A 26331-nucleotide genomic window follows, 5' to 3' on the forward strand; every position below is an offset into this window, starting at 1 on the left:
AGCGTTGCGCTAGGCGATGAGCCGCGGCCATTCGGCTAGCCGCCCCGGCCCGTCAACGATAGGTTGGGAACCGTGAGGAGTCAGCCACACGTACTCGGGATCGTGCTCGCCGGCGGGGAGGGCAAGCGCCTCTACCCCTTGACCGCGGACCGGGCCAAGCCCGCCGTGCCGTTCGGGGGCGCCTACCGGCTGATCGATTTTGTGCTGAGCAACCTCGTCAACGCTGGCTACTTGCGGATCTGCGTGCTCACGCAGTACAAGTCCCATTCGCTGGATCGCCACATCTCGCAGAACTGGCGGCTGTCCGGCCTCGCTGGCGAGTACATCACCCCGGTCCCCGCCCAGCAGCGGCTCGGGCCACGCTGGTACACCGGCAGCGCTGATGCCATCTTCCAGTCGATGAACCTCGTCGTCGACGAGGACCCCGAGTACATCGTCGTGTTCGGCGCGGACCACGTCTACCGGATGGATCCGCAGCAGATGGTCGAGCAGCACATCGCCTCCGGAGCGGGCGCCACGGTCGCGGGGATCCGGGTCCCCCGCAAGGAGGCCACCGCGTTCGGCTGCATCGATGCCGACGAGACCGGCAGGATCACCCGGTTCGTCGAGAAGCCGCTGGATCCACCCAGCACCCCGGATGACCCCGAGGTGACATTCGCGTCGATGGGCAACTACGTCTTCACCACCAAGGCGCTCGTGGAGGCACTGCGGGAGGACGCGGGCAACCAGGACTCCGATCATGACATGGGCGGCGACATCATCCCGATGCTGGTCGCGAGAGGGGAGGCCCACGTCTACGACTTCGATGACAATCACGTTCCGGGCGCCACGGAGCGCGACCGCGGCTACTGGCGCGACGTCGGAACCATCGACGCCTTCTACGAGGCACACATGGACCTCGTATCTCCCCAGCCCGTATTCAACCTCTACAACCGCAAATGGCCCATCCGGGGAGAGGCGGAGAACCTCGCCCCCGCCAAGTTCATCGAGGGCGGGCTCGCGCAGGAATCCGTGGTGGGCGCGGGCAGCATCATCGCCGGGGCCGTGGTGCGCCACTCGGTCCTCAGCTCCAACGTGCTGGTCAACGCGGGGGCGTCGGTCGAGGGAAGCGTCATCATGCCCGGCGCGCGCATCGGCCGCGGGGCGATCGTCCGGCACGCGATCCTCGACAAGAACGTCGTCGTCGGGGAGGGCGCGATGATCGGGGTCGATGCCGAGCAGGACCGCGAGCGCTTCGCGGTGAGCGCCGGGGGCGTCGTGGCGGTCGGCAAGGGCGTGTGGGTCTAGGACCCGTGGGCTCCTACGGACGGCCCGCCCGCGCGTTCAGGAACGGATGGCGCAGAGCACGCCCTCGCCCAGGGGAATGATGAGCTCGGTCAGCGAATCGTCCTCGGTGATCATCGTCGTGGCCTCGCGGGCGCTGACCGCCGCCGGATCCTGCTGGCTCTGATCGCTGGCGCGCCCGCCGAGCAGGGCCGCGTTGACGATGAGGATGCCGCCGGGCCGGAGCAACCGCGAGCTCGCGGCCACGAAGGACGGCTGGTCGATGACGTTGGCGTCGACAAAGATGATGTCGTAGGCCCCATCCGCGAGGCGGGGGAGCACGTCGAGGGCGCGGCCGTTGATGAGCCGGGTGCGCGTCGTGGCCACACCGGCTTCCCGGAACGCGCGCCGCGCCGCGCGCAGATGCTCGGTGTCGGTGTCGATGGTGGTGAGGACACCATCCTGCGCCATCCCGCGCAGGAGGTAGAGGCCGCTCACCCCGGCACCGGTGCCGATCTCCACGACCGCGCGCGCGGAGGCGAGCCGGGCCAGGAAGGCGAGGAGGGCTCCGGTCGCGGGCGTGACCGCCCGGGCCCCGAGATCATCGGAGAACTCGCGGGCGGCGCGGAACGTATCGTCCTCCGCCACGGAGGTCTCGGCGTGGGAAAGCATCAGGTCGGCATTGGCAAGCACGACTGTGAGGTTATCCTTCCAGGGGGGCGCTTCGGCGTGAGGCACGCGGAAGCGGGTCCATCGAGCCCGCTGCATTCTCAGCAGAAACTTAGCCTGATCATAGTACCGGCATACTCCGATCAGAGACAGTAGAGCTGCACGGAAGTACCGGTATGGCATACCGGTCGGCTCATCGCCGGGGGGAATGTTCTCGCTCCCCGTGGTGTTACCTCGAAGAGGATTGGCCGGCAGGAGTCTTGACGGGGAGGCGGCACGAAGCTTGATGTGGTTCTCGGGACCAGGAACGCGCGAGGCGTGGCAGGCAAGCGGCAGCGCCACCAGCAGTGATGCCGCGGCCGCGGAGGCTAGCGGCGGGCAGGCCGCACCGGCCCCCGTCGCGCCGGCCATGGATGGCACCGCCGCGTTCGATACGACCGATGGTGCCGTTCCGCTGCCGAGCTGGGACGAGATCGTCCGCGAGCACGCCGATCGCGTGTACCGCCTGGCCTACCGGCTGTCCGGCAACGCGCACGATGCCGAGGACCTGACGCAAGAGACCTTCATCCGGGTCTTCAAGTCGCTGTCCTCGTACCAGCCCGGCGTGTTCGAGGGCTGGCTGCACCGCATCACCACCAACCTGTTCCTCGACATGGTGCGGCGCCGCAGCAGGATCCGCATGGAGGCATTGCCCGAGGACTACGACCGGGTCCCCTCCGGCACCCCGGATCCGCAGCAGGTCTACCACGACACCCACCTCGACCCGCACCTGCAGCGCGCGCTCGATTCGCTCGCGCCCGAGTACCGTGCCGCCGTGGTCCTGTGCGACATCGAGGGATTGTCCTACGAGGAGATCGCCGCGACCCTGGGCGTCAAGCTCGGCACCGTGCGCAGCCGGATCCATCGCGGCCGACAAGCGCTGCGCGATAGCCTCGAGCGCAGGGGCGTGCTCGACCCCGGAGGCCTCGAGCACGTGGCTTCCGGCCACGCGAGCCGCTGAGCAAGCCACGGTAGCCCGGTCGCGCGCGCTGGCGAGGCCACCCGCGCCAGCGAGCCAGTCCCGGTAGACTCTCCAAGCGCGCCACCTCTCGCGCAAGTGGCGTAGCGTGGAAACCGGTCAGATACGCAGCAGGGGAGGTGTGATGATGGTGTCGGGACGAGGCGGTAGCGGATGGCGGTTCGCGGCCTTCGGCGCGTGGAGCATCTTCCCGCATGGCCACGACGAGCGCAGCAACACGTCCTACGCGCAGCCAGCGCCGGGGAGCCTGGAGGAGCGCTTCCTCCCCGCGGCGCCGCGCCGGACATTCTCCTCCACCGAGCACCTGTCGCCCGAGGCTGTCGCCGCCTACGTTGACGGCGAGCTCGCGATGGGGCCGCACCTGAGGGCCAGCGCCCACATCGCCCAGTGCGGCGAGTGCCGCGATCAGATCCACGCGCAGAGCCAGGCCCGCGCCGCGCTGCGCCGCGCGGATCCCGTAGGAGCACCCGCCTCGCTGCTGAGCGCCCTCGCCCGGATCCCCACGAACGACCAGGACGTCGCGCCCGGGTTCCCGGTGGCGGCGCCGAGCCCGCAGAGGAAGCGACGCCGGAAGCGCCCGTGAACCGCGCGGACACCGCAGGGCCGCCGCGCCTCGAGCCCCGGCCCATCCACCGCCCCACGATCGACGATGCGACCTCCCGCGCGTTCGGACGCCCTTCCGGCGTCGACGGCCCCTCCGCCACCGAGAGCCGCCACGAGGCCCGCAGCGACCCAGGCATCACCGTCCGCGAGCCCGACCCGATCCTCGCCGAGGCATTCGGGCGGCCAGACGGCTCGACCGATGTGCTGCAACGCGATCCGCGTGATCAACAACGCTCCCCGCGGACCGAGACCCCTCCCGCGGATCCCTGGCGGGATCCCGCCGCGCCGGTAACCCTGGGCAACCCCGTCGACGAGCCAGCCGGGAACTCCCCGGCCACGCCCGCGACCGCACTGCCCCCGCTGACCACGCGCGAGGTCCTGCTCGGCGGCCGCGTGTCCTGGCGGGCGCTCGCGACCCTCGGCCTCGTTGCCGTCCTGATCGGCGTCGCCGGAGGACTCATCGGCCGCGTCACCGCCGAGGTCTATGAATCGCGCACCAGCACCAAGGTGTCGGTCGCGCAGGTCGCGGGCGAGGAAGGCGATGCGCCCCGCGGAGAGGTCGTCGAGGTCGCCCGCGCGGTGACCCCTGCTGTCGTCTCGATCCGTGTCCGCGTCGGCAACCAGGCCACGACCGGCTCCGGTGTGATCATCGACGAGGCCGGATACATCGTCACCAACAATCACGTCATCTCGATCGGGGCCCGCAACGCCGATGCCGAGATCGAGCTGCTGTTCTTCGACGGATCCCGGGCCAGCGCCACCATCGTGGGCCGTGATACCCGCACCGATCTCGCCGTGCTGCGCACCGATGCCGACAACCTGACCGTGGCCGAGTTCGGGAGTTCCAGCGAGGTGCAGGTAGGCGAGGAAGTCATCGCCATCGGCGCCCCCCTCGGGCTCGACCGCACCGTCACCACGGGAATCGTCAGCGCCCTCAACCGGGCAGTGCCGCTTTCCGGCCCCGGCAGCGACACCGACGGCGTCATCGATGCCATCCAGACCGATGCATCGATCAATCCCGGCAACTCCGGCGGGCCTCTTGTGGACCTCGCCGGCCGGATCATCGGCATCAACACCGCCATCCAGTCCAGCACCGGAGGCTCCATCGGGCTCGGCTTCGCCATTCCGTCCGATACCGCGGCGCGCATCGTCCAGGAGCTCATCCGGAGCGGCCGCGTCGACCACCCCGGCATCGGGGTCACCGCCCGCACCGTGGTCAACGAGGCCGTAGCGGGGGCTCAGATCGCGAACGTCGCGGCGGGCAGCCCCGCGGAGGAAGCGGGACTGCGCGAGGGCGACGTGGTGACGCGGGTCGCTGGCCGCGAGGTGTTCAGCAGCGATGAGCTGACCGTGGCGATCGGCGAGCTGCCCGTAGGGGAATCGGTGACCCTCGAGGTGCGGCGGCAAGGGCGCCCCCTCGAGATCCAGGTGACACCCCGCATCCTGTCCTGACCGGTGCTCGGCGCGCTCCTGGCGCGGCATCGTGCTGATACGGGGGCGACACTGTGCCCTCGCGCGGGGCGACACTGTGCTGCCGATGACGAATCAACGTAGTCTAATGACGTGTTCAGCAACATCGGTTGGGGCGAGATCTTTGTCCTCATGGTCGCCGCGCTTGTCATCCTCGGGCCCGAGCGCCTGCCTGGCGCCGCCATGTGGCTTGGCCGCACGGCCCGGCAGGCCCGCGACTACGTCAGCGGCGCGAGCAAGCAGCTCCAGGAGGAGTTCGGTACCGATATCGACGAGTTCCGCAAGCCGCTCTCCGAGCTGCAGAAGCTCCGGGGCATGAATCCGCGATCGGTGGTCACGCGGCACCTGCTCGATGGGGATGACTCGTTCTTCACCGGAAACTTCGATGACCAGCCCGGCCGTGGTGGGGCAGGAGGGAGCGCCAGCGGCGCGAATCCCGGCCGCCCGCACCTCAATCCTGAGCGCGCGCCGCTAGGGATGGACGAGATGCCACCCATCGACCCCGATGCCACCTAGCGTGATCCAGCACCGAGGAGGAGAACGATGAACGACGGCGGCCCCGACAAGACCACGATCATCTGGGCGGTGCTGATCTCCTTGCTGGTGATCCTGTCGGTCGTGTCCTTCTTCGTGAACAACTAGCCGCGCCCGCTGCCGGCCGCGCCGCTCGGCAGGTGGCGGTCGGCGTGGTCGGCGTGGTGGGTGGCGGCCGCGCCGCTCGGCAGGTGGTGGTCGGTAAAAGCACCGGATACTGCTAAACGCGATAGAAGATGGCGGGGGTTTTCCGCAACTTCTATCGCGTTTGGCTCCAACCGCGGCCGCAACGAACCGCGGCCGCGGCCAACCAAGCGGCCGCAACGAACCGCGGCCGCTACGAACCAAGCCGCCGAAACCAGCCGCCGCGGTAAGTCCTAGCGCAGGTGCCGTGTGGTGTCGATGCCCAGCGACATCCCGGCTAGTCCACGCTGGCGCACCGCGAGCTTGTCGGCGATCGCGGACAACGCCTGCGCCGCGGCGGAGTCGGGCTTCGAGAGGACGATCGGCATGCCCGCGTCGCCGCCCTCGCGGACGGTCGGGTCCAGCGGGACCTGGCCGAGCAGGGGAACGTCCGCGCCGATCGACTTGGTGAGGCGATCCGCGACGATTGCGCCGCCGCCCTCGCCGAAGATGTCCATGCGGGTGCCGTCGGGCAGTTCCAGCCAGGACATGTTCTCGATGACCCCGGCGACGCGCTGACGGGTCTGCAGCGCGATCGCCCCGGCGCGCTCGGCGACCTCGGCCGCTGCCTGCTGGGGCGTGGTGACTACGAGGATCTCCGCCGTGGGGATCAACTGCGCCACCGAGATGGCGATATCGCCCGTGCCGGGTGGCAGATCGAGGAGAAGGATGTCGAGGTCGCCCCAGAACACGTCCGCGAGGAACTGCTGCAGCGCGCGGTGGAGCATGGGGCCGCGCCACACCACGGGGACATTGCCCGTGGTGAACTGCGCGATGGAGATCAGCTTCACCTCGTGCGAGATCGGTGGCAGGATCATCCGGTCCACCTGCGTGGGCTTGGCATCGGTGCCGAGCATGCGCGGGATCGAGTGGCCGTAGATATCGGCGTCGAGCACGCCGACGGAGAGCCCGCGCGCGGCGAGCGACGCCGCGAGGTTAACCGTGACGCTGGACTTGCCCACGCCGCCCTTGCCGGAGGCGACCGCGAACACGCGGGTGAGCGAGCCTGGCTGCGCGAACGGGATGACGGGCTCGGTCGAGTCGCCGCGCAGCTTCGTGCGGAGCTCGGTGCGCTGCTCGTCGTTCATCACATCGAGGGTGACGGTGACCGTTCCCACCCCGGGCACGTCGGCCGCCGCGGCTTGCACCCGATCATGGATCTCGGTGCGCATCGGGCATCCCGACACCGTGAGGTAGATGGCGATATCGACGTCGCCGGTGTCGGCGATGTCGATGCTCTTCACCATGCCTAGCTCGGTGATGGGCTTGCGTATCTCTGGATCCTGGACGCGCGCGAGCGCGGACCGGATGGCTGACTCACTTGGTGCGGACATCACTGACGATCATAGGCCCTGGGGCAGGCCCGCCACGAATCCCTCCCGCGAGCGGCCTGATAGGGCGGCTCGCGGGAGGGGTCGGGTCTAGAAGGGCAGCTGGATCTCGCCCACGCCGGGGATGACGATCGGCGGCGGCCCGCTCGGTGCCGGGGCGGGCTGCTGCTGCGCGGGTGCTTGCTGCGCAGGTGCTTGCTGCGCGGGTGCTTGCTCGGCCGGTGCCGGCGCCTGGGGAGGCGCGGGGGGCGGGCAGAAGATCACGCACGGCAGGTTGGGCGGCGGCGGCAGCAGCTCGGCGAGGTCGTCGAGCGGTGTGCGGGGTGCCTCGGGCTCGGTCGATTCCTCTGCGGCATCGATCTCGAGTCCCTCGCCCTCGCGCTGGGCGAGGAGCTCCGCGGCGAGGGTCCGGGCAGATCCCTCGGTGGTGGCACCGGGCCCGCCGGGCGCGGGCAGCTCCCAGGGCAGGATTCCGGCCGGGGGAAGGTCGGTCGGCGTGGGGAGGACGCCCGTGGCGTAGGCGGTGGCCCAGTTGCGCACGTTGTGGAGGTAGCTGCGGGACTGGTTGTACCGCAGGATCGCCCGTTCCTGGTTCGCCGGGACGGTCAGGTCACCGCCGGCGTCGCACAGGTATTTCGCGGCGGCGAGGGTCGCGTCATAGACGTTGTGAGGATCGGATACGCCATCGCCATTGCCGTCGGAGGCGTACATGGCCCAGGTGCCGGGGATGAACTGCATCGCGCCGACTGCCCGGTCGAACTCGCCATCGCCGTCGATCTGCCCGCCATCGGTGTCGCGGATCGTGGCGGTGCCCGGTGTGGTCCCATCGAGCCGAGGGCCGAGGATCGGGCGCAGGGTGCGCCCATTGATGTCGACGGCGCCGTTGCTGGCGTGGCCGGACTCGACCCGGCCGATGCCAGCGAGGAGCGTCCACGAGATCCCGCAGCCAGGGCGGGTGTCCACCATCGTCGCGGCCGAGCGCTTGTACGCATCGAGCATCACCGCCGGCACGGAGAATGCGCCAAGGTTGACCGCGACGTTCTCGAGCGCGGAGCCGATGGCGTGGTCCAGCTGGGCGAGGGCTTCATCGGGGTCGAGCCCGGCCGCGCGCGCGGCGTCGTCAACGGCGATCGAGCGCGCGCTGCGCAACGGGGCCGGGGTGCGCAGCTCCGGGGTGGCAATGCCTACCACCGCGGCCTCGTTCGTCGATGCCGCCGCATGGCGGATCGAGACATCGGCGACCGCTGTGGCCCGGGCCTGCTCGGCGACAGTGTCGGCATGCTCGAGGTCGGAGCCTGCGGCGATGCCGAACAATCCCACGGGGAGCAGGGCGGCCAGCGCGAGAACACTGGTGGGGTTGTGGCCCGGCTGGGTCGACCGTGACCGGGTGCGGGGAAGCTTCGGCACTGGCTGGTTCCTCACCTTCGTCGTCAAAACGTGACTTACTTTACAGTCTTGTTGCAACCGCTCGCGTACCGAATGGGTGGTATTGGGGCAGCGGAGTGAAAACTCTCAGGAATCGTCGGCAGGCACGTACCGCCAAGGAGGCTCGCGATGACCATGGAACGATCCGCCAGGCGCACCATCCTCGCTGTTCCGGGCAGTAATCCGCGGATGATCGACAAGGCGCGCGCCTTGTCGTGCGATGCGGTCCTGCTCGACCTCGAGGATGCCGTCGCGGCGGGCGCGAAGGACGCCGCGCGCCAGCAGGTGGTCGAGGCGCTGGTTTCGGGTGGCTGGGGCGGCCGGGCCCGCACGGTTCGGGTCAATGCCTGGTCCACTCCATGGACGCATAGGGATGTCATTGACATCGTGGCGGGGGCCGGGAGCGAGCTCGACGCGATCGTGCTTCCCAAGGCGGATCATCCTGGTCATGTCCAGGCCCTGTCCTTGCTGCTGGATCAGCTCGAGGTGCTCCACGGATTGCCGGTCGGGCGCATTGGCATCGAGGCCCAGATCGAGTCCGCGGCAGCGCTGCGCCGGATCGACGAGATCGCGTCAGCGAGCCCGCGCCTGCTGTCGCTGGTCCTTGGGCCTGCCGATCTGATGGCGAGCCTGGGAATCCGCACGCTCCGGGTCGGCGACCAGCCGCCGGGGTACGCGCCGGGCGATGCCTACCATCATGCGCTGATGACCATTCTCGTCGCGGCACGGGCGCATGGCGTGCAAGCCATCGATGGGCCTTTCGTCGACATCGACGATCCGGAGGCGTTCGAGCGGGCTGCCCGGCGGACCGCAGCGCTGGGCTACGACGGCAAGTGGGTGATCCATCCCTCGCAGATCGAGCGGGGCAATGCCGCGTTCACTCCGTCGGGGGAGGAGCTTGATCGGGCGCGGCGACTGCTCGGGGCCTACGAGGAAGCCACGTCGCGCGAGGGCGGAGCGCGGGGGGCGATCATGCTGGACGGCGAGATGGTCGACGAGGCGGGCCGTGCGCTTGCTCGGTCCATCGTGGCGCGTTCGGAGGTTTCTCGCTCGATGCAGGAGGGTGGCCGCTCCTAGGTGCTCGCGCCGACGGTGCTCGCGCGCGGATCCCTCGGTAGCTCGCGTACCGTGGAAACGTGGCACGAATCCTCTTCCTGGGCGTCATCGTTGGTCTCGGCGCGGCCGCCGTGTGGGCCGTCGTGGCGCCGTCGGTGCCGACGCTCGTCGCTGAGCAGGGCATGGCGACCGTTCCGGGCGAGAGCACGGCCGTTTTTGATGCCGTGATGTATTTCGCAGGCATCACTGTGATCGCGGGCATCGTGCTCGGCATCGGGGCATGGCTGGTCGTCGCTGTCCGTGGTCCGCTCGCGGTGGTGATGCTGGCGGCTTCGGCAGGGCTCGGTTCGTGGATAGCCGCGACCGTGGGCACGCTGCTCGCGGGCCTGCGGAACCAGGATCCCGTGCCCGCGGGAGACCTGATGATGGTGTCGGTGCCGCCGGAGATGTCGCTGTGGCAGGCCTTGCTCATCCAGCCCTTGGTCGCGGTGTTCGTGTATTTCCTCGCCGCGGGAATGAGCGATGATCCTGGTCTTGGCGTGGAGGCGCGGTCGCAGCGCCGGCGCGAGACCGTGAGCGCGTGAGCAGTTGTTTCCTCATGCAGTGTTGCGGGTGAGCCACTCGACGAGAGGGCGTAGCTCCCGCCATGTCCCGCGGACCCGGTCGAGCGCTTCCGGCGTGCTCAGCCATTCCGGGGAAACATGCCGCTGCCCGACGGTGATCGATTTGTGCCGCAGCAGCGTGATCCGCGGGTGGTCCGGAGCGAAGCCACGCGGATGCGTCTTCAGCTGTTCCCCGCCGATCTCGTAGTCCGCGCGCAGGCTGTCGACGATTGTCTCTAGCTCCGGCCCGGTCGTCTCGTCGTCGACGGCCCGCCGGTATGCGGTGATCTCGGTGGTCGATCCACCGTAGAAGCCGGCGCCGATGAAGATTCCGGCCGCATCGATCTGGACGTACCACCCGGCGCTCTGGCCCGAGCCAACGTACGCGCCCTGGTGTGTCTTGTAGGGGGCCTTGTCCCGCGAGAACCGCACGTCCCGGTTGGGCCGGAAGAGCTTCGCCGGGCCGAACTCTGCCTCGAGGCAGCTGAGCATCGCGACCATCGGGCCTTTGACGGCGTTCTCGTAGATGTGCTTGTTCGACGTCCAGAACTGTTTCGAGTTGTCGGCCTCGAGGTCCTCGTAGAAGTCCAGCGCGGCGACGGGGAAACCAGTGAACTCGTTCAACATCGGTCCTTGCGATCGGGTGGTCCGTGGCGGCGGGTCGCTGCCGGGTCGCAACCCTCCGCGCCGCATCCTTCCGCGCCGCATCCTGTCGCGACATGCCCTTCCTACGGTAGCCCGATCTCGCGGGGTGGAGCCGTGTTTGCCTAGCTGGGCGGGCGCAGCGCCGCGAACTCGTCGGTGACCCGGTAGTCGGTGTCGGTGTAGCGGTAGACGGCCGCGGGGCGCCCGCCGGTTCGCCCGGATGGTGCAGTCGTCCCGGTGGGGAGGATCACGCCGCGGCGGCCGAGGACGCGTTGCAGGTTGGTCGCGTCGACGGGGTATCCGAGTGCCGCGCTGTAGATCGTGCGGAGCGTGGAGATGGTGAACTCGCCGGGCGCGAGCGCAAAGCCGATGTTGGTATAGGACAGCTTGGCGGCGAGCCGGCTGCGCGCGTGGTCCACGACGATCCGATGGTCGAATGCCATGCCGGGCAGGCTCGCGACGGGATGCCATGCGGTGTCGGCCGGAAGTTCTGGCTCGGACTGGCAGGGAATGAGCCCGAGGAATGTCGAGGCGATCACGCGTTTCCCCGGGACGCGTCCCGGCTCGCTGAACACGGAGAGCTGCTCGAGGTGGCTCAGCTCGCGCACGTCGACCTTCTCGGCGAGCTGGCGGCGGGCCGAGGTGGGGAGGTCCTCGTCGTTGCGGAGCTGCCCGCCGGGCAGCGACCAGGTGCCGGGCATCGGCGGGAGGGCTCGCTGCCAGAGCAGGACGCAAAGCTCCGGGGTAGTGGCGGGCAGAGCCCCGCCGGGGCTGGGGCGGACCTGGAACACGGCTACCAGTACTTCGTGAGCGGTGATAGTATTGACATTCACGTTTTCGATTGTAAGTCGAAAACTGATGCGAGGGGGCGGACCACGCCGTTCCCGAGCAACGCTCCGGGCATCTGACCCGGAAACACCTGATCGTGAGGAGAACGGCCATGACGACCGCAGTGACAACGCCGCTGTACCTGACCGACACCACGGTGCGGCTGCTCGGCCAGCTCACCGACGGTCCCGCCGGATACGGCGGAGTCGCCGCCACCCCGGAATGGGCCCAGGAGGTCCGGCGCCTCGCGCGGGAGCGCAACGCCACCATCCTCGCGCACAACTACCAGTTGCCCGAGATCCAGGACGTCGCCGACCACGTCGGCGATTCCCTCGCCCTCTCGCGCCTTGCCGCCGAGGCCAGCGAGGACACCATCGTCTTCTGCGGCGTCCACTTCATGGCGGAGACGGCGAAGATCCTCTCCCCGGAGAAGACCGTCCTCATCCCGGACCAGCGCGCGGGCTGCTCGCTCGCTGACTCCATCTCCGCCGACGAGCTGCGCGAATGGAAGGCCGACCACCCCGCAGCCGTGGTGGTCTCCTACGTGAACACCACAGCGGAGGTCAAGGCGCTCACCGATATCTGCTGCACCTCCTCGAACGCGGTGGACGTCGTCAACTCGATCGACCCCGGCACCGAGGTGCTCTTCCTGCCCGACCAGTTCCTCGGCGCGCACGCCAAGCGCGTCACGGGACGCGAGAACATGCACATCTGGGCGGGGGAGTGCCACGTCCACGCGGGGATCAACGGCGACGAGCTCGCCGCGCAGGCACGCAGCCACCCCGATGCCGACCTGTACGTCCACCCCGAGTGCGGCTGCGCGACCTCGGCGCTCTACCTCGCCGGCGAGGGGGCCGTCCCCTCCGACCGTGTGAAGATCCTCTCCACCGGCGGCATGCTCGATGCTGCCCGCTCGACCGGCAAGCGCGAGGTCCTCGTCGCCACCGAGGTGGGCATGCTCCACCAGTTGCGCCGCGCCGCCCCCGATGTCGACTTCCGAGCCGTCAATGACCGCGCCTCCTGCAAGTACATGAAGATGATCACCCCCGCAGCCCTGCTCCGGAGCCTCGTCGAGGGCACCGATGAGGTGGAGGTGGACCCGCGCGTCGCGGCAGCGGGGCGCAAGTCGGTGCAGCGGATGATCGAGATCGGCAACCCGGGCGGCGGCGAGTGACGATCCCCGCGCGGGATTGGGAGTGCGCGGCGGATGTCGTCGTGGTGGGCGCGGGCATCGCCGGGCTCACCACGGCGCTCGGCGCGCGGGAGCGCGGACTGCGCGTCGTGGTGGTCGCGGCAACGACCACCGGGACCGCCACGGCGCTCGCCCAGGGTGGTGTCGCGGTGGTCGACGGCGGCGACCCGCTCGACAGCCCGGGGCTGCATGTCGCGGACACGATCGCTGCCGGTGCGGGGCTGGTCGAGCCTCGCGCGGCCCAGATGGTCGTCGCCTACGGCGCGGCAGCGGTCGCCACGCTCGTCCAGCGCGGTGCTCGCTTTGACCATGACGCGAACGGCACACTTCGGCGGACCATGGAAGGCGGTCACTCCCGCCCGCGCATCATCCATGCCGGGGGCGACGCCACGGGCGCCGAGATCCAGCGTGCCCTCGGTCGCGCGGCGCACCACGAGCACCCCGGCATCGTCGTGCTCGGCGGCTCCACCGTCACCGATCTGGCAGTGCAGGCCGGCGTGGTGGCCGGCGCCAAGGTCGAGGATGCGACGGGCGCCATCGGGATCATCCACGCGCCTGCCGTGGTGCTCGCCACGGGCGGCCTCGGGCAGTTGTACGAGGTCACCACCAATCCGTTGGGCTCGCGCGGTGACGGGATCGATCTCGCGCTGCGGGCCGGGGCCGCGGTGGCGGACATGGAGTTCGTGCAGTTCCACCCCACGATGCTGTACCTGCCGCGCACGAGCGGCACGTGCCCGCTGATCAGCGAGGCCGTGCGGGGCGAGGGAGCGGTGCTTCGCGATCACGATGGCCAGCGGGTCACGGCCCCAGCGCGCGGGGGCGACCTCGCTCCGCGCGACATCGTTGCCCGCGCGATCGCCGACCGCATGGCCCGGACCAACACGCAGCACGTGTACCTCGACGCCCGGCATGTCGAGGGCTTCGCGCAGCGGTTCCCCACCATCACCCGGCTCTGCCGCTCGGAAGGGATCGAGCCCGCGCGCGATCTCATTCCCGTTGCGCCCGGCGCGCACTACCACTGCGGTGGAATCAGCACTGACCGGTCGGGCCGCACCACCGTCCCGGGCCTCTTCGCCGTGGGCGAGGTCGCGCGCACCGGCCTGCACGGCGCGAACCGGCTCGCGTCCAACAGCCTCCTCGAGGCCGCGGTGATGGGCGACCGGGTCGCCGAGGCGATCGCTGCTGAGGACCACGTGCCAGGCCGGGCCAGGCGCCGCGGAGGCAGCCTGCACCGGGCCACTGTCGAATGGCCCGCGTGCGCTCCCAGCACCATGCCGCTCGCCGATATCCCGCTGCGCGCCGTCCAGGGCCTCATGAGCCGGCATGCCGGTGTCGTGCGCGACGAGGTCGGGCTCGAGCACGCCGCGGGCAGGCTGGAGGACGCGTGGCACGGCCCCGCTCTGGTTGCTCGCGCGATCGTCCACGCGGCGCTGCACCGGCGCGAGACCCGCGGCTGCCATACCCGGAGCGATCATCCCCGCAGTGACCCAGCCGCAGCGCGGAGCACCACGATCCGCTTTGCCGACGGCATGATCATCACCGACGACCTGGAGGTTCCTGTCCATGCCTGACCTTGCCATCGCGCTGGCGCCCGCGGAGATCGAGGAAGCGCGCGGTGTGGTCCGCGCCGCGCTCGACGAGGACCTGCGCTACGGCCCGGACATCACCTCGGAGGCCACGATCGCTGCCGGAGCGCGGCTGCGCGCGGACATCGTCACCCGGGCTGACGGAGTGATCGCGGGAACCGGCATCGCCGCGCTCGTGCTCGACGAGGTCCTCGGCGCGGGCAACTACGAGCTCGACATCCGTGCCGCCGATGGGGCGCGCGTCGCTCCTGGTGACGTCGTCCTCGCCATCGACGCGCCCGCGCGCGGCCTGCTCACCGCCGAGCGCACCATGCTCAACCCGATGTGCCATCTGTCGGGCATCGCCACCGAGACGGCCCGCTGGGTCGACGCGATCGACGGGACCGGGGCGAGGATCCGCGATACCCGCAAGACTCTGCCGGGGCTCAGGCTGCTGCAGAAGTACGCCGTCCGGGCCGGTGGTGGCGAGAACCACCGCATGGGCCTCGGTGACGCGGCCCTGATCAAGGACAATCATGTTGCCGCGACGGGATCCGTCGTCGCGGCGCTCGACGCGGTGCGCGCGCGCCATCCGGGCGTGCCATGCGAGGTGGAGGGCGATTCGCTCGAGCAGCTTGACGAGGTGCTCGCAGCCGGGGCGGAGCTCGTGCTGCTCGACAACTTTCCCGTCTGGCAGACTCAGATCGCCGTGCAGCGCCGCGACCGCAGCGCCCCCGCCACCAAGCTCGAGTCCTCCGGGGGCCTGAGCATCGATGTGGCCCGCGACTATGCCGGGACGGGTGTCGATTACCTCGCCATTGGCGCGCTCACCCACTCGGTATCGGTGCTCGATCTCGGGCTCGACATTCCCTGACGACACAGTGCCCGAATGATGGCCTTGGTCACGTTGTCCCGCTTGCCGCGGCCGAGCCCTTGTCGCCCCTGCTGCCGCGGGGTACCTTCCGCAGTCATGGACACTTCACGCAGCGCCAATCGCTTGCCCGAGCTTCGGGGCACGGGCGTGCCCGCGGTCGCTGGTGACGATGCCATCGCGGTGGTGCGGGCCTTCCTTGCCGCGCTCGAGCGCGGCGATGTCGAGGCAGCGTCCCGAGGCCTGCACCCAGAGGTGGAGCTGCGCATCGTGCCGTTCCGGCCCATCGAGGGGATCGCCCCGGTGCTCCGGCAGCTGCGCAAGGCTGCCTCGCTGATCAGCAGCATGGACATCACGATCCACAGCATCGCTGCCAATGGCGAGACCGTGCTCACCGAGCGCACCCATCGCATCGCCCTGCTCGGTTCCATCGAGCTCGAGTTCTGGATGTGCGGGACCTTCGAGCTCGCGGACGGGTCGATCGCGGTGTGGCGCGACCGGTTCGACCTCGCGGAGATGACCGCCTCGATGATCCGCGGCGTCGGCACAGCGCTGTCGCGGCTGCAGATCGAGCAATCGCCGCGCCGGTAGGGCCCTGCCCGCCACGATTGCCGCCGGCCCGCCGCGGACCCGTATCCTGGTTGGGTAAGCGACCCTTCAGGAAGGACCCGCATGTCACCCCGTGTTGATCTGCGCCGCGTTGATCTCCGTGGCCGGATGCCCTCCACCGTCGAGCTGCGCGCGGCCCTGCCGCGCGGGGGCGTGGATGTGGACGCGGTGCTCCATCAGGTCCGTCCTGTGGTGGACGATGTGCGTGCCCGTGGCGTCACGGCCGCGCTCGAGCTCAGCGAGAAGTTCGATCGCGTGCGCCCGGAGCAGGTTCGGGTTCCCGGCGCGGAGGTGCGGCGTGCTCTCGATGACCTCGATCCGGCGGTGCGCGCGGCGCTCGAGGTCGCGATCGAGCGTGCCCGCCGCGTCCACGCAGACCAGCGGCGCACCGATGCCACCACCCGCGTCGTGCCGGGCGGGACGGTCACCGAGCGCTGGGTGCCGATCGAGCGGGTAGGCCTGTATGTCCCCGGCGGCAACGCGGTGTATCCGTCGAGCGTGGTGATGAACGTGGTCCCAGCGCAGGAGGCTGGTGTCGCATCGCTGGTGGTCGCGTCTCCGCCGCAGGCCGACTTCGGGGGCCTGCCGCACCCGACGATCCTGGCGGCGGCAGCGCTGCTCGGCGTCGAGGAGGTCTGGGCCGTCGGCGGTGCCCAGGCGGTGGCCCTGCTGACCCACGGCGGCACCGATACCACCGGCGAGGAGCTCGTGCCGGTGGACATGATCACCGGGCCGGGAAATATCTACGTGACCGCGGCGAAGCGGCTATGCCGCAGCCTCGTGGGCATTGATGCCGAGGCGGGTCCGACGGAGATCGCCATCCTGGCCGATGAGACCGCGGACGCGGCCCACGTCGCGGCGGACCTGATCAGCCAGGCCGAGCATGATGTGCTCGCGGCGAGCGTCCTGGTCACCACCAGCGCGGATCTGGCCGATGCCGTGGACAAGCAGGTCAACGAGCAGCTCGCGGCCACCAAGCACCAGGAGCGCATCGCGACCGCGCTGGGCGGAGAGCAGTCCGGGATCGTGCTGGTCTCCACCCTCGACGAGGGGATCGCGGTCGTTGATGCCTATGCGGCCGAGCACCTCGAGATCCAGACCCGGGACGCTGCCGCGGTAGCGGGCAAGGTCCGCAACGCGGGCGCGATCTTCGTGGGGGCGTACTCCCCGGTGAGCCTGGGCGACTACTGCGCGGGCTCGAACCATGTGCTGCCCACCGCTGGCAGTGCTCGCCATTCCGCGGGATTGTCGGTGCAAACGTTCCTCAAGGGCATGCACGTCGTCGAGTACAGCGCCGAGGCGCTGGCCGAGGTGGCGCCGCATGTGGTCGCGCTGGCCTCGGCGGAGGATCTGCCCGCGCATGGCCAGGCCGTGGAGCGCCGCTTTCCCGGCAAGGCCGCGGAGTGATCCCGGGGATGAACGCGCCTGGTAGCGGAGCAACGATCGCTGACCTGCCGCTGCGCGAGAACCTGCGGGGCAAGTCCCCCTACGGGGCGCCGCAGCTACAGGTGCCGGTGCAGCTCAATACGAACGAGAACCCGCATCCGCCGTCCGCGGCGCTCATCGCGGATGTCGCCGAGTCGGTGCGGCAGGCCGCGGCCGAGCTGCATCGCTATCCTGATCGGGATGCGAGGGCGCTGCGGCAGGATCTCGCTGCCTATGTGTCCAAGCAGACCGGCATCGCGGTCACCGAGGCGAACTTGTGGGCGGCGAACGGCTCCAACGAGATCCTCCAGCAGCTTCTGCAAGCGTTCGGCGGGCCGGGCCGCACGGCGCTGGGCTTCACGCCGTCCTACTCGATGCACCCGATCATCTCCACAGGGACCCAGACGTTGTGGATCGAGTCGCCGCGACGAGCGGACTTCTCCCTCGACGTGGATGCGGCGGTGCTGGCGATCAGCGAGCATCAGCCCGATGTGGTGTTCGTGACGAGCCCGAACAATCCGACCGGGCACAGCATCCCGCTGGCCGGCTTGCGCCAGATCGTCGACGCCGCCCCCGGCATCGTCGTTGTCGACGAGGCCTACGGCGAGTTCTCCGCGGTGCCGAGCGCGGTGGGGCTCATCGATGAGCATCCGTCCAAGCTCGTTGTCAGCCGGACGATGAGCAAGGCGTTCGCGTTCGCTGGCGGGCGGCTCGGATACCTCGTTGCCGCGCCCGCGATGGTGGAGGCGATGCTGCTCGTGCGGCTGCCGTACCACTTGTCGGTGGTGACGCAGGCTGCGGCGCGGGCCGCGCTGCGGCATGCCGACGAGACGCTCGCGAGCGTGCACCACCTCGCCGCGGAGCGCGACCGGGTCGCCGCGGCGCTGGCAGCGTGGGGGTTCGATGTGGTGCCCAGCGATGCCAACTTCATCCTGTTCGGCAGCTTCCGCGACAGTGCCGCGAGCTGGCAGCGCTACCTCGACCACGGGGTGCTGCTCCGGGACGTGGGCATCCCCGGCCATCTTCGTGCGACCATTGGCCTCGACGCCGAGAACGATGCGTTCCTCGAGGCGAGCAAGAAGCTCGCGGCGAGCGAGCTCGTGACCGGCAGCACGCCACGGGAAGGAACATCATGACCCCACGGATCGGTCGCGCGGAACGCACCACGCGCGAATCGAGCATCGCGGTGGAATGGAACCTCGACGGCTCGGGCCGCACGGACATCTCCACGGGCGTGCCGTTCTTCGATCACATGCTCACCGCGCTCGGTGCGCACGGCAGCTTCGACCTGTCGGTCCGGGCCACTGGCGACATCGAGATCGAGGCGCATCACACGGTGGAGGACACCGCGATCGTGCTCGGGCAGGCGCTGGGCCAGGCGCTCGGCGACAAGAAGGGCATCCGGCGCTTCGGTGACTGCTACATCCCGATGGACGAGACGCTCGCGCATGCCGTCGTGGACGTGTCGGGCCGACCGTACTGCGTGCACACCGGAGAGCCCGAGCACATGCTGCACACCATCATCCCGGGGCACGCCAGCGCGCCCTACTCCACGGTGATCAACAGGCATGTCTTCGAGTCCCTCGCGATGAACGCCCGCATCGCCCTGCACGTGCGGGTGCTCTATGGCCGCGACCCCCACCACATCACCGAGGCGGAGTACAAGGCCGTGGCGCGGGCGCTGCGCGCGGCCGTGGAGCCGGATCCGCGCGTCGGAGGCATCCCCTCGACGAAGGGCGCGCTGTGAGGGCGGGAGCGCGATGAGCGCCACCGTGATGTACCTGTTGTTCATGGCCGCGGGCTTCCTCCTGGGAGGGGCCATCGCGCTGTGGCGGACCAACCGCTTCCTCTCCGGCGTGCTCGCCGCGACAGCGGTGATCTGCGGCGTCGCGGCCGCACTGCGATTGCTGGAGGTCCTATGACAACCCCTGCGCCGAGCGTGGCGATCCTCGACTACGGCTCGGGCAACCTGCGGTCCGCGCAGCGCGCGCTCGACCGGGTGGGAGCCCGCACCGTCGTGACGACCGACGCCAGCGAGGCGCTCGATGCCGATGGCCTCGTCGTGCCGGGCGTGGGTGCCTTCGCCGCCTGCATGGAGGGCCTGACAGCCGTGCGGGGCGATCGCATCATCGGGCGCCGCCTGGCCGGTGGCCGACCGGTCCTCGGCATCTGCGTGGGCATGCAGGTGCTGTTCGAGCGTGGCATCGAGTTCGGCATCGAGGCCGAGGGGTGCGGGGAATGGCCTGGCACTGTCGACCGGCTGCATGCCGAGGTGCTGCCGCACATGGGCTGGAACACCGTCGAGGCACCCCGGGGCAGCGTTCTGTTCGAGGGGCTGCCCGAGGACACCCGCTTCTACTTCGTGCACACCTATGCGGCGCAGTCGTGGGAGATGGAGCCCTCCGACTTCATCGCGCCGCCGAAGCTCACGTGGGGCGACTACGGAGGCCGTTTCCTCGCGGCGGTGGAGAACGGCCCGCTCTCGGCGACCCAGTTCCACCCGGAGAAGTCCGGCGATGCTGGTGCGCACCTGCTGGAGAACTGGGTGAGATCCCTATGAGGGCCAGCGAGGGACCTGCCGGGGAGTTCTCGATGGCCCGGCTCGCGCTGTTCTCCCTTGGTGCGGGTTCGCTGGTGCTGCTTGGGGCGGCCGCGATCATCCTGCTGGCGCAGCCCTCTCCGGTGATCGGGCTAGTGATCGGGCTGGTGGGGCTGGGAGCGTCCGTGGCGGCGGTGGGGCTCGTGTCGACCACGATGACGCGCCGTGCGCTCGGGCCGCACGGTCCGGAGCAGCGAGGTTCGGTGAAACCCGGGCCGAGCGACTAGGGTTGTCGCCCGTGAGTCTTGTGTTGTTGCCCGCGGTGGATGTCGCGGATGGTCAGGCTGTCCGGCTCGTGCAGGGAGAGGCGGGGAGCGAGACGAGCTATGGCTCTCCCCGCGATGCCGCGCTGCAGTGGCAGAACGATGGTGCCGAGTGGGTGCACCTGGTGGATCTGGACGCGGCGTTCGGCCGGGGCTCCAACCGCGAGCTGCTCGCCGAAGTGGTGGGCGAGCTCGATGTGAAGGTGGAGCTCTCCGGTGGCATCCGCGACGATGATTCGCTCGCGGCAGCGCTCGCGACGGGGTGCGCCCGGGTCAATCTCGGTACCGCGGCGATCGAGGATCCCGAGTGGTGCGCCCGCGCGATCGCCGAGCATGGCGAGCGCATCGCGGTCGGCCTGGACGTGAAGCTCATCGACGGGCAGTGGCGCCTGCGCGGGCGCGGCTGGGTCAGTGATGGCGGTGACCTCTGGGAGGTGCTCGAGCGGCTCGATCGGGACGGGTGCAGCCGCTACGTCGTCACCGATGTGACCAAGGACGGCACGCTTACCGGACCGAACCTTGATCTGTTGCGCCAAGTGTGCGCCGCGACCGACGCTCCGGTGATCGCTTCCGGTGGTGTCTCGACCATCGCGGACCTCGAGGCCATCGCGACGCTCGTCGAGGACGGGGTGGAGGGATCCATCGTGGGCAAGGCGCTCTACGCCGGACGATTCACGCTGCCCGAGGCGCTGCGCGCGGTCTCCCGGTAGCGCGTTTCCCCATGGCCCCCTTGGATACCACGACTCTCGATCGCCTCGCGGTCGAGGCATGCGAGGTCCTGGACGAGGCGTGGCCACGGTTCCTGGCCGGGCATGGCTCGCCCAGCGCCGTGTCGAAAGGTGACCGCGATTTCGCCACCGAGATCGATCTCGAGCTCGAGCGGTTCGTTGCCGCGCAGCTCGAGCGCCGCACCGGCATCGGCACCCACGGCGAGGAGTTCGGCGGCGACAGCCTGAGCGCGGGGCCCGTGTGGGTGCTCGACCCCATTGACGGGACGATGAACTACTCGCTGGGCCTGCCGTACGCGGGGATGCTGCTCGCACTGCTCGACGAGGGGCAGCCCGTGATCGGCCTGACCTGGTTGCCGCATCTCGACGAGCGGATCTGGGCAGTCGTGGGCGGGGAGCTGATGCGCAACGGCGAGGCGCAGCCCCGCCTCGAGCCACGCTCGCTGCATCACAGCATGGTGGCCGTGGGCTCGTTCAACCTCGATAGCACGCGCGGATTGTCCGGCCGCTACCGGCTCGACCTGATCGGCGAGATCAGTCGCCGCAGCTCGCGGGTGCGGATGCTCGGCGCGACCGGGGTGGATCTCGCCTACACCGCGACGGGCACGCTGGGCGCGACCATCAGCTTCGGGCATCATGTATGGGATCACGCCGCGGGGGTGGCGCTGGTGCGAGCGGCCGGCGGCATCGTGACGGATCTGGCGGGCGAGCCATGGACGGTGCGCTCGCGGTCGGTGCTCGCTGCCGCGCCGGGCGCGCACGGGGAACTGCTGCGCCTCGCGGCATCGGTGCCCGGGCAATGAGGGGCCGAGGCAATGATGGGCTGTAGCGCGGCATCGCCGATGATAAGTGTGGTGAAGGAGAGCGGATGAGCCTGGCAGTGCGAGTCATTCCATGCCTGGATGTCGACAACGGTCGTGTCGTCAAGGGCGTGAACTTCCAGAACCTGCGCGATGCCGGTGATCCCGTGGAGCTTGCCGCGGTGTACGACGCGCAGGGCGCTGATGAGCTGACGTTCCTCGACGTCACTGCTTCCACCGGTGATCGCGGCACGATGATCGACGTGGTGCGGCGCACCGCCGAGCAGGTGTTCATCCCGCTGACCGTGGGTGGCGGCGTCCGCTCGGTGGAGGATGTGAACCAACTCCTGCGCGCCGGGGCGGACAAGGTCAGCGTGAACACCGCGGCGATCCGTCGCCCGGAGCTGCTGCGCGAGCTGTCCACCAGGTTCGGCTCGCAATGCATCGTGCTCTCGGTCGATGCCCGGACGGTGCCGGACGGGCAGGATGACACGCCGTCGGGCTGGGAGGTCACCACGCACGGGGGCAAGAAGGGCACCGGGATCGATGCGGTCGAGTGGGCCGTGCGCGGGGCGGAGCTCGGTGTGGGGGAGATCCTGCTCAACTCGATGGATGCCGACGGCACGAAGGCTGGCTTCGACCTGCCGATGATCCGGGCGGTTCGTGCAGCGGTGGCTATCCCGGTGATCGCGTCGGGCGGCGCGGGCACGGCGCGGCATTTCCCGCCCGCGGTGCACGCGGGCGCGGACGCTGTGCTCGCGGCGAGCGTCTTCCATTTCGGGGACATGACTGTTGGCGACGTCAAGGATGCGATGCGCGCGGATCGGATCGTGGTGCGATGAGCAGCAGCGAGATCGCGGCGGCGCGCCTGGATCCGGCGATCGCGGCGCGGCTGAAGCGCAATGCGGATGGCCTGGTGGCCGCGGTGGCGCAGGAGCGGAGCACCGGTGATGTGCTGATGCTGGCGTGGATGGATGACCATGCGCTCGCCCACACCCTGGCGACCCGCAAGGGAACCTACTTCTCGCGCAGCCGGGGCGAGTACTGGGTCAAGGGGGAGACCTCGGGCCATACCCAGCATGTGCATGAGGCGCGCATCGACTGCGATGGCGATACCGTGCTGCTCGTGGTCGATCAGGTAGGGCCGGCCTGCCACACGGGCGTGCACACCTGTTTCACGGGCGATGAGCGGGTGCTGCTGCCGCTCGTGCAGGACTAGATCTCGAACCGGGTCCAGGCGCAGGCCCTGGCCTGCCGTGGGGCACACTAGGTGCCATGCCTTTGATACAGATCTCCCAGACCCCGGGGCTTTCCGATGAGCAGAAGCGTGCCGCGATCGAGGCGGTGACGCAGGCGTACTGCGCCGCTACGGGCAAGAGCGAGAGCGCGGTGTGGGTCGTGATGACCGATGTGCCGCGCGCGAGCTGGGGCGTTGGTGGCGTGCCGCTGGGCTGAGGCAGGCGATCCCAGGGCGTGTGATCCGGGGAATAGTTGCTGGACTTCCGTGGCCTGCTGGCGTGATAATTGCGTAAGCAACTACTAGGAGGTTCGATGGCCGCCCTGCCCGTACTATTCCTCAGCCACGGCGCGCCACCACTGGTCGACGACGCCCGCTGGGTCGGCCAGCTCCAGCGCTGGGCCCGCGCGCTGCCGCGACCCGCCAGCATCCTGATCGTCTCCGCCCACTGGGAATCCGCGCCATTGACCATCGGCGCCACCGCGGGCACGACCCCGCTCGTCTACGACTTCTGGGGCTTTCCGCAGCGCTTCTACGACGTGACCTACCCCGCCCCGGGCGCCCCCGGCCTCGCCGACCTCGTCGAATCCCTCGTGCCCGACCCGCTCGAGGTGGCCCGCCAGCCCCATCGCGGCCTCGACCATGGTGCCTACGTGCCGCTGACCGTCATGTACCCCGAGGCCGACATCCCGGTGCTGCAGATATCGCTGCCCACCCTCGAGCCCCACGCGCTCCTGTCCCTCGGCGAGCGCCTCCGCCCCCTGCGCGAGCAAGGCGTGCTCATCATCGGCTCCGGCTTCACCACCCACGGCCTGCCCTACCTCACAGACCCCACCGCCGGCGCCTCCCCGCCCGGATGGTCCAGCGAGTTCGACCACTGGACCGCCGAGACGCTCGCGCGCGGTGATCTCGACACTCTCCTCGATTTCCGCCACTCCGCCCCCGGCATGCCCTACGCGCACCCCAGTACCGAGCATTTCGCGCCGCTGTTCGTCGCGCTAGGCGCCTCGAGCGACCCCGAGCAGGCGCCCGAGCAGGTCATCGACGGATACTGGATGGGCCTGGCCAAGCGCTCCATCCAGCTCTCCTGAGCCTTGCTGCGGCCCGCGCGGCTCCACCGGTTGTGACGCGCGCGGCCCGTCCTGCAAGGATGGGGGCATGCACGATTCGACGACCACGCGGGAACAGTTCCACCACCTGGCGGCCGAGCACAGGGTCGTGCCCGTGACCCGGAAGGTCCTCGCCGACGCCGAGACCCCGGTGTCCGCCTACCGGAAGCTCTCCGGAAACCGGGCCGGAACTTTCCTCCTTGAGTCCGCCGAGAATGGTCGATCGTGGTCACGGTGGTCGTTCATCGGTGCCGCGAGCACCTGCGCCCTGACGGTGCGCGACGGCGAGGCCGTCTGGATCGGCGGCGCGCCCCAGGGCGCGCCCTCCGGGGGCGACCCCATCGCGGCGCTGCGCGACACCCTCGCCCTGCTCGAGAGCGAGCACATCGACGGCATGCCACCGCTGACCGGCGGGCTCGTCGGCTACCTCGGCTATGACATCGTGCGCCGCCTGGAGAAGCTGCCCGAGCACACCACCGACGATCTGCACGTTCCCGAGATGGTCATGCTGCTCGCCACGGACTTCGCGGCGTTCGACCACCACGAGGGCAGCATCACCTTGATCGCCAACGCCGTGAACTGGGACGGGGCCGCCGAGCGCGCGGACGAGGCCTATGACGCCGCGGTGGCCAGGCTCGACGCGATGACCGCCGCCCTCGGAGCGCCCGCTGCCTCCACCGTCTCCACCTTCAGCCGCCCCGAGCCCGATTTCGTGCGGCAGCGCACCAGCGAGGAGTTCGGCGCGGCCGTGACCCAGGTCGTGCACGAGATCGAGGAGGGCGAGGCGTTCCAGGTGGTGCTCTCCCAGCGCTTCGAGATGGACACCGATGCCGATGGGCTCGACGTCTATCGCATGCTGCGGGCCTCGAACCCGAGCCCCTACATGTACTTGATGCGCGTGCCCGCCGATCCTGGTGACGGCGCGGCAGGCGAGGGGCTGCCCGATCAGACCGCGTTCACGATCGTCGGCTCGAGCCCCGAGGCCCTCGTGACCGTGCAGGAGGGCGTCGCCACCACCCATCCCATCGCCGGCACCCGCTGGCGCGGCGCGAGCGAGGAGGACGACATCCTCCTCGAGAAGGACCTGCTCGCTGACGAGAAGGAGAACGCCGAGCACCTCATGCTGGTCGACCTCGGTCGCAACGATCTCGGGCGGGTCTGCCGGCCCGGCACCGTCAAGGTCTCCGACTACCGCCACATCGAGCGCTACAGCCATGTGATGCACATGGTGTCGACGGTGTCCGGGCAGCTCACCGAGGGACGGACCGCGCTGGACGCGATCACGGCCTGCTTCCCGGCGGGCACGTTGTCCGGAGCGCCGAAGGTCCGCGCCATGGAGCTCATCGACGAGCTCGAGCTCACCCGCCGCGGGCTCTACGGCGGGATCGTCGGGTACCTCGACTTCACCGGCAACGCCGATACCGCCATCGCGATCCGCACCGCGCTGCTCAAGGATGGCAAGGCCTATGTACAGGCTGGTGGTGGCATCGTCGCCGACTCGCAGCCCGAGTACGAGGACAACGAATCACGCAGCAAGGCAATGGCGGTGTTGAAAGCAGTCGCTGCGGCAGGCACCATCGAGCCCATGCCTGCCCCAGCCGCGCCGAGCGATTCCGCGCCCACATGACCGCGCCCCCGACCGGGACAGCCCGGCGGCGCGCGCTGCTGCTCGCGCTGCTCGGCGCCGCGCTGCTGTGGGTGTCATCGCGGCTGCACTGGGTGTCCTACACCGTGCTCGATGGACTGCGGCCGCCCTACGGCGCCACGATCGTCGGGGCCGACTGGGCGGCCGGGCTCGCGCCCCTCGCCCTCGCCATCGGGGCAGCGCTGCTCGTTGCCCTCGTCGCCCGCGGCCGGGCGCAGCCCGCGCTGGCCCTCGCGATCGGTCTCCTTGCCGCCCTCGCGCTCATCGAGCCGCTCCGGACGGTCGTCGGCGGGATCGATGCGGATCGCGTGACCCGGCTCGCTGAGCTGCCTGCCCGGGCGGAGGCCAGTGAGATCGTCGGCAATCCCGTGGCAGCGCTCGTTGCTGTTGCCGGTGCCGCGCTGGGACTCGCTGCGGCGCTGCTCCTCGCTCGCGCGCCGCGCCCCGCTGCCCGCTCGAGCAACCCGTACGAGACCCCGGCGGTGCGCAAGGAGAACGCCCGGACAGGGCTCGCGGCCGGGCCGATTTCGGCCGGAGAAGCGTCGGGCATACCATTGAGCGATCGGTTGCTCTGGGATGCGCTCGATGCGGGCGAGGATCCCACGACCGATGACCCTGAGCCAAGACGGCCCTAGACGATTTACGAGCAATGACGGTGCGT

30 protein-coding genes are annotated in these 26331 nt (G+C 69.9%); 25 read left to right on the top strand and 5 right to left on the bottom strand.

Translation table 11 applies throughout. The annotated features are described in order from the left end of the window. Positions 1-72: 72 nt before the first annotated feature. A complete protein-coding gene (gene glgC / locus HT102_RS07325) occupies positions 73-1287 on the top strand; it encodes a glucose-1-phosphate adenylyltransferase (protein WP_192038733.1) in 1215 nt (404 codons plus the stop codon). A 36-nt stretch (positions 1288-1323) separates the two neighbouring features. Here the strand turns inward: glgC and HT102_RS07330 are convergent, their stop codons facing one another. Beyond that, positions 1324-1935, bottom strand: a complete 612-nt coding sequence (locus tag HT102_RS07330; RefSeq protein ID WP_225443395.1) for an O-methyltransferase — start codon at positions 1933-1935, stop codon at positions 1324-1326. 283 nt (positions 1936-2218) lie between these two features. Here HT102_RS07330 and sigE point away from each other — a divergent pair, with 283 nt between their 5' ends. The 4 genes from sigE to tatB all read left to right on the top strand — a co-directional run bounded on the left by sigE (position 2219) and on the right by tatB (position 5539). Continuing rightward, positions 2219-2932, top strand: coding sequence for an RNA polymerase sigma factor SigE (gene sigE, locus HT102_RS07335; RefSeq protein ID WP_192038735.1), 714 nt, complete (start codon positions 2219-2221; stop codon positions 2930-2932). 142 nt (positions 2933-3074) lie between these two features. Continuing rightward, positions 3075-3533 carry a zf-HC2 domain-containing protein gene (locus HT102_RS07340; RefSeq protein ID WP_225443338.1) on the top strand — a complete coding sequence of 153 codons (459 nt, stop codon included), beginning with the start codon at positions 3075-3077 and terminating at the stop codon, positions 3531-3533. Next, positions 3530-5005 carry a S1C family serine protease gene (locus HT102_RS07345; RefSeq protein WP_333473331.1) on the top strand — a complete coding sequence of 492 codons (1476 nt, stop codon included), beginning with the start codon at positions 3530-3532 and terminating at the stop codon, positions 5003-5005. Before HT102_RS07340 ends, HT102_RS07345 begins: the two co-directional genes overlap by 4 nt. A 111-nt stretch (positions 5006-5116) precedes the next feature. After that, positions 5117-5539, top strand: coding sequence for a Sec-independent protein translocase protein TatB (gene tatB, locus HT102_RS07350; RefSeq protein WP_192038737.1), 423 nt, complete (start codon positions 5117-5119; stop codon positions 5537-5539). Positions 5540-5934: 395 nt separating this feature from the next. Here the strand turns inward: tatB and HT102_RS07355 are convergent, their stop codons facing one another. Both HT102_RS07355 and HT102_RS16285 read right to left on the bottom strand, forming a co-directional pair. Next, entirely contained in the window at positions 5935-7074 is a 1140-nt protein-coding gene (locus HT102_RS07355) for an Mrp/NBP35 family ATP-binding protein (RefSeq protein ID WP_192038738.1), read from the bottom strand. A gap of 87 nt (positions 7075-7161) precedes the next feature. Then, positions 7162-8478: a lytic transglycosylase domain-containing protein gene (locus tag HT102_RS16285; protein ID WP_192038739.1), complete on the bottom strand. Its 1317-nt coding sequence runs from the start codon at positions 8476-8478 to the stop codon at positions 7162-7164. A 147-nt stretch (positions 8479-8625) separates the two neighbouring features. On the opposite strand from HT102_RS16285, the gene HT102_RS07365 reads away from it, so the two are divergent. Next, positions 8626-9573: an HpcH/HpaI aldolase/citrate lyase family protein gene (locus HT102_RS07365; RefSeq protein WP_408611323.1), complete on the top strand. Its 948-nt coding sequence runs from the start codon at positions 8626-8628 to the stop codon at positions 9571-9573. Positions 9574-9632: 59 nt separating this feature from the next. After that, positions 9633-10136: a hypothetical protein gene (locus HT102_RS07370; protein ID WP_192038740.1), complete on the top strand. Its 504-nt coding sequence runs from the start codon at positions 9633-9635 to the stop codon at positions 10134-10136. 12 nt (positions 10137-10148) lie between these two features. Here HT102_RS07370 and HT102_RS07375 read toward each other — a convergent pair whose 3' ends face one another. Together HT102_RS07375 and HT102_RS07380 are read right to left on the bottom strand one after the other, a co-directional pair. Next, a complete protein-coding gene (locus HT102_RS07375; RefSeq protein WP_192038741.1) occupies positions 10149-10781 on the bottom strand; it encodes a DUF2461 domain-containing protein in 633 nt (210 codons plus the stop codon). Between the two features lie 140 nt (positions 10782-10921). Then, positions 10922-11632, bottom strand: a complete 711-nt coding sequence (locus tag HT102_RS07380) for an NUDIX hydrolase (protein ID WP_192038742.1) — start codon at positions 11630-11632, stop codon at positions 10922-10924. Positions 11633-11739: 107 nt separating this feature from the next. Here HT102_RS07380 and nadA point away from each other — a divergent pair, with 107 nt between their 5' ends. The 18 genes from nadA (at position 11740) to HT102_RS07470 (ending at position 26305) form a co-directional block, all read left to right on the top strand. Continuing rightward, positions 11740-12801: a quinolinate synthase NadA gene (nadA, locus tag HT102_RS07385; protein ID WP_192038743.1), complete on the top strand. Its 1062-nt coding sequence runs from the start codon at positions 11740-11742 to the stop codon at positions 12799-12801. Then, positions 12798-14390, top strand: coding sequence for an L-aspartate oxidase (nadB, locus tag HT102_RS07390; protein ID WP_192038744.1), 1593 nt, complete (start codon positions 12798-12800; stop codon positions 14388-14390). The genes nadA and nadB overlap by 4 nt, the downstream gene beginning before the upstream one ends. Next, positions 14383-15258 (top strand): carboxylating nicotinate-nucleotide diphosphorylase, encoded by an 876-nt coding sequence (gene nadC, locus HT102_RS07395; RefSeq protein WP_192038745.1) that lies wholly within the window; start codon positions 14383-14385, stop codon positions 15256-15258. Before nadB ends, nadC begins: the two co-directional genes overlap by 8 nt. Before the next feature lie 96 nt (positions 15259-15354). Next, complete coding sequence (locus HT102_RS07400) at positions 15355-15846, top strand: limonene-1,2-epoxide hydrolase family protein (protein WP_192038746.1); 492 nt, start codon at positions 15355-15357, stop codon at positions 15844-15846. Positions 15847-15927: 81 nt separating this feature from the next. Next, positions 15928-17271: a histidinol dehydrogenase gene (hisD, locus tag HT102_RS07405; protein WP_192038747.1), complete on the top strand. Its 1344-nt coding sequence runs from the start codon at positions 15928-15930 to the stop codon at positions 17269-17271. Positions 17272-17279: 8 nt separating this feature from the next. After that, positions 17280-18425 carry a histidinol-phosphate transaminase gene (locus HT102_RS07410; RefSeq protein WP_192038748.1) on the top strand — a complete coding sequence of 382 codons (1146 nt, stop codon included), beginning with the start codon at positions 17280-17282 and terminating at the stop codon, positions 18423-18425. Further along, positions 18422-19036: an imidazoleglycerol-phosphate dehydratase HisB gene (gene hisB / locus HT102_RS07415; RefSeq protein WP_192038749.1), complete on the top strand. Its 615-nt coding sequence runs from the start codon at positions 18422-18424 to the stop codon at positions 19034-19036. Before HT102_RS07410 ends, hisB begins: the two co-directional genes overlap by 4 nt. Positions 19037-19049: 13 nt before the next feature. Continuing rightward, positions 19050-19211: a hypothetical protein gene (locus HT102_RS07420; protein WP_192038750.1), complete on the top strand. Its 162-nt coding sequence runs from the start codon at positions 19050-19052 to the stop codon at positions 19209-19211. Continuing rightward, positions 19208-19849 carry an imidazole glycerol phosphate synthase subunit HisH gene (gene hisH / locus HT102_RS07425; RefSeq protein WP_192038751.1) on the top strand — a complete coding sequence of 214 codons (642 nt, stop codon included), beginning with the start codon at positions 19208-19210 and terminating at the stop codon, positions 19847-19849. Before HT102_RS07420 ends, hisH begins: the two co-directional genes overlap by 4 nt. Next, positions 19846-20115 carry a hypothetical protein gene (locus tag HT102_RS07430; RefSeq protein ID WP_192038752.1) on the top strand — a complete coding sequence of 90 codons (270 nt, stop codon included), beginning with the start codon at positions 19846-19848 and terminating at the stop codon, positions 20113-20115. The genes hisH and HT102_RS07430 overlap by 4 nt, the downstream gene beginning before the upstream one ends. Before the next feature lie 11 nt (positions 20116-20126). Further along, on the top strand, positions 20127-20861 hold the full coding sequence (gene priA / locus HT102_RS07435) for a bifunctional 1-(5-phosphoribosyl)-5-((5-phosphoribosylamino)methylideneamino)imidazole-4-carboxamide isomerase/phosphoribosylanthranilate isomerase PriA (RefSeq protein WP_192038753.1): 735 nt from the start codon (positions 20127-20129) through the stop codon (positions 20859-20861). Between the two features lie 11 nt (positions 20862-20872). After that, positions 20873-21682: an inositol monophosphatase family protein gene (locus HT102_RS07440; RefSeq protein WP_192038754.1), complete on the top strand. Its 810-nt coding sequence runs from the start codon at positions 20873-20875 to the stop codon at positions 21680-21682. Between the two features lie 65 nt (positions 21683-21747). Further along, positions 21748-22521 (top strand): imidazole glycerol phosphate synthase subunit HisF, encoded by a 774-nt coding sequence (hisF, locus tag HT102_RS07445; protein ID WP_192038755.1) that lies wholly within the window; start codon positions 21748-21750, stop codon positions 22519-22521. Beyond that, positions 22518-22898, top strand: a complete 381-nt coding sequence (gene hisI / locus HT102_RS07450; protein ID WP_192038756.1) for a phosphoribosyl-AMP cyclohydrolase — start codon at positions 22518-22520, stop codon at positions 22896-22898. Before hisF ends, hisI begins: the two co-directional genes overlap by 4 nt. Before the next feature lie 56 nt (positions 22899-22954). Further along, positions 22955-23134, top strand: coding sequence for a tautomerase family protein (locus HT102_RS07455; RefSeq protein WP_192038757.1), 180 nt, complete (start codon positions 22955-22957; stop codon positions 23132-23134). Between the two features lie 96 nt (positions 23135-23230). After that, positions 23231-24007: a dioxygenase family protein gene (locus HT102_RS07460; RefSeq protein ID WP_192038758.1), complete on the top strand. Its 777-nt coding sequence runs from the start codon at positions 23231-23233 to the stop codon at positions 24005-24007. Between the two features lie 67 nt (positions 24008-24074). Continuing rightward, the gene (locus HT102_RS07465; RefSeq protein ID WP_192038759.1) at positions 24075-25652 is read left to right on the top strand and encodes an anthranilate synthase component I; all 1578 of its coding nucleotides are present in this window, start codon (positions 24075-24077) and stop codon (positions 25650-25652) included. Further along, positions 25649-26305: a TIGR02234 family membrane protein gene (locus tag HT102_RS07470; RefSeq protein ID WP_192038760.1), complete on the top strand. Its 657-nt coding sequence runs from the start codon at positions 25649-25651 to the stop codon at positions 26303-26305. Before HT102_RS07465 ends, HT102_RS07470 begins: the two co-directional genes overlap by 4 nt. Positions 26306-26331 lie beyond the last annotated feature (26 nt).

Source organism: Lolliginicoccus lacisalsi (assembly GCF_014841105.1).
Lineage (GTDB): Bacteria > Actinomycetota > Actinomycetes > Mycobacteriales > Mycobacteriaceae > Lolliginicoccus > Lolliginicoccus lacisalsi.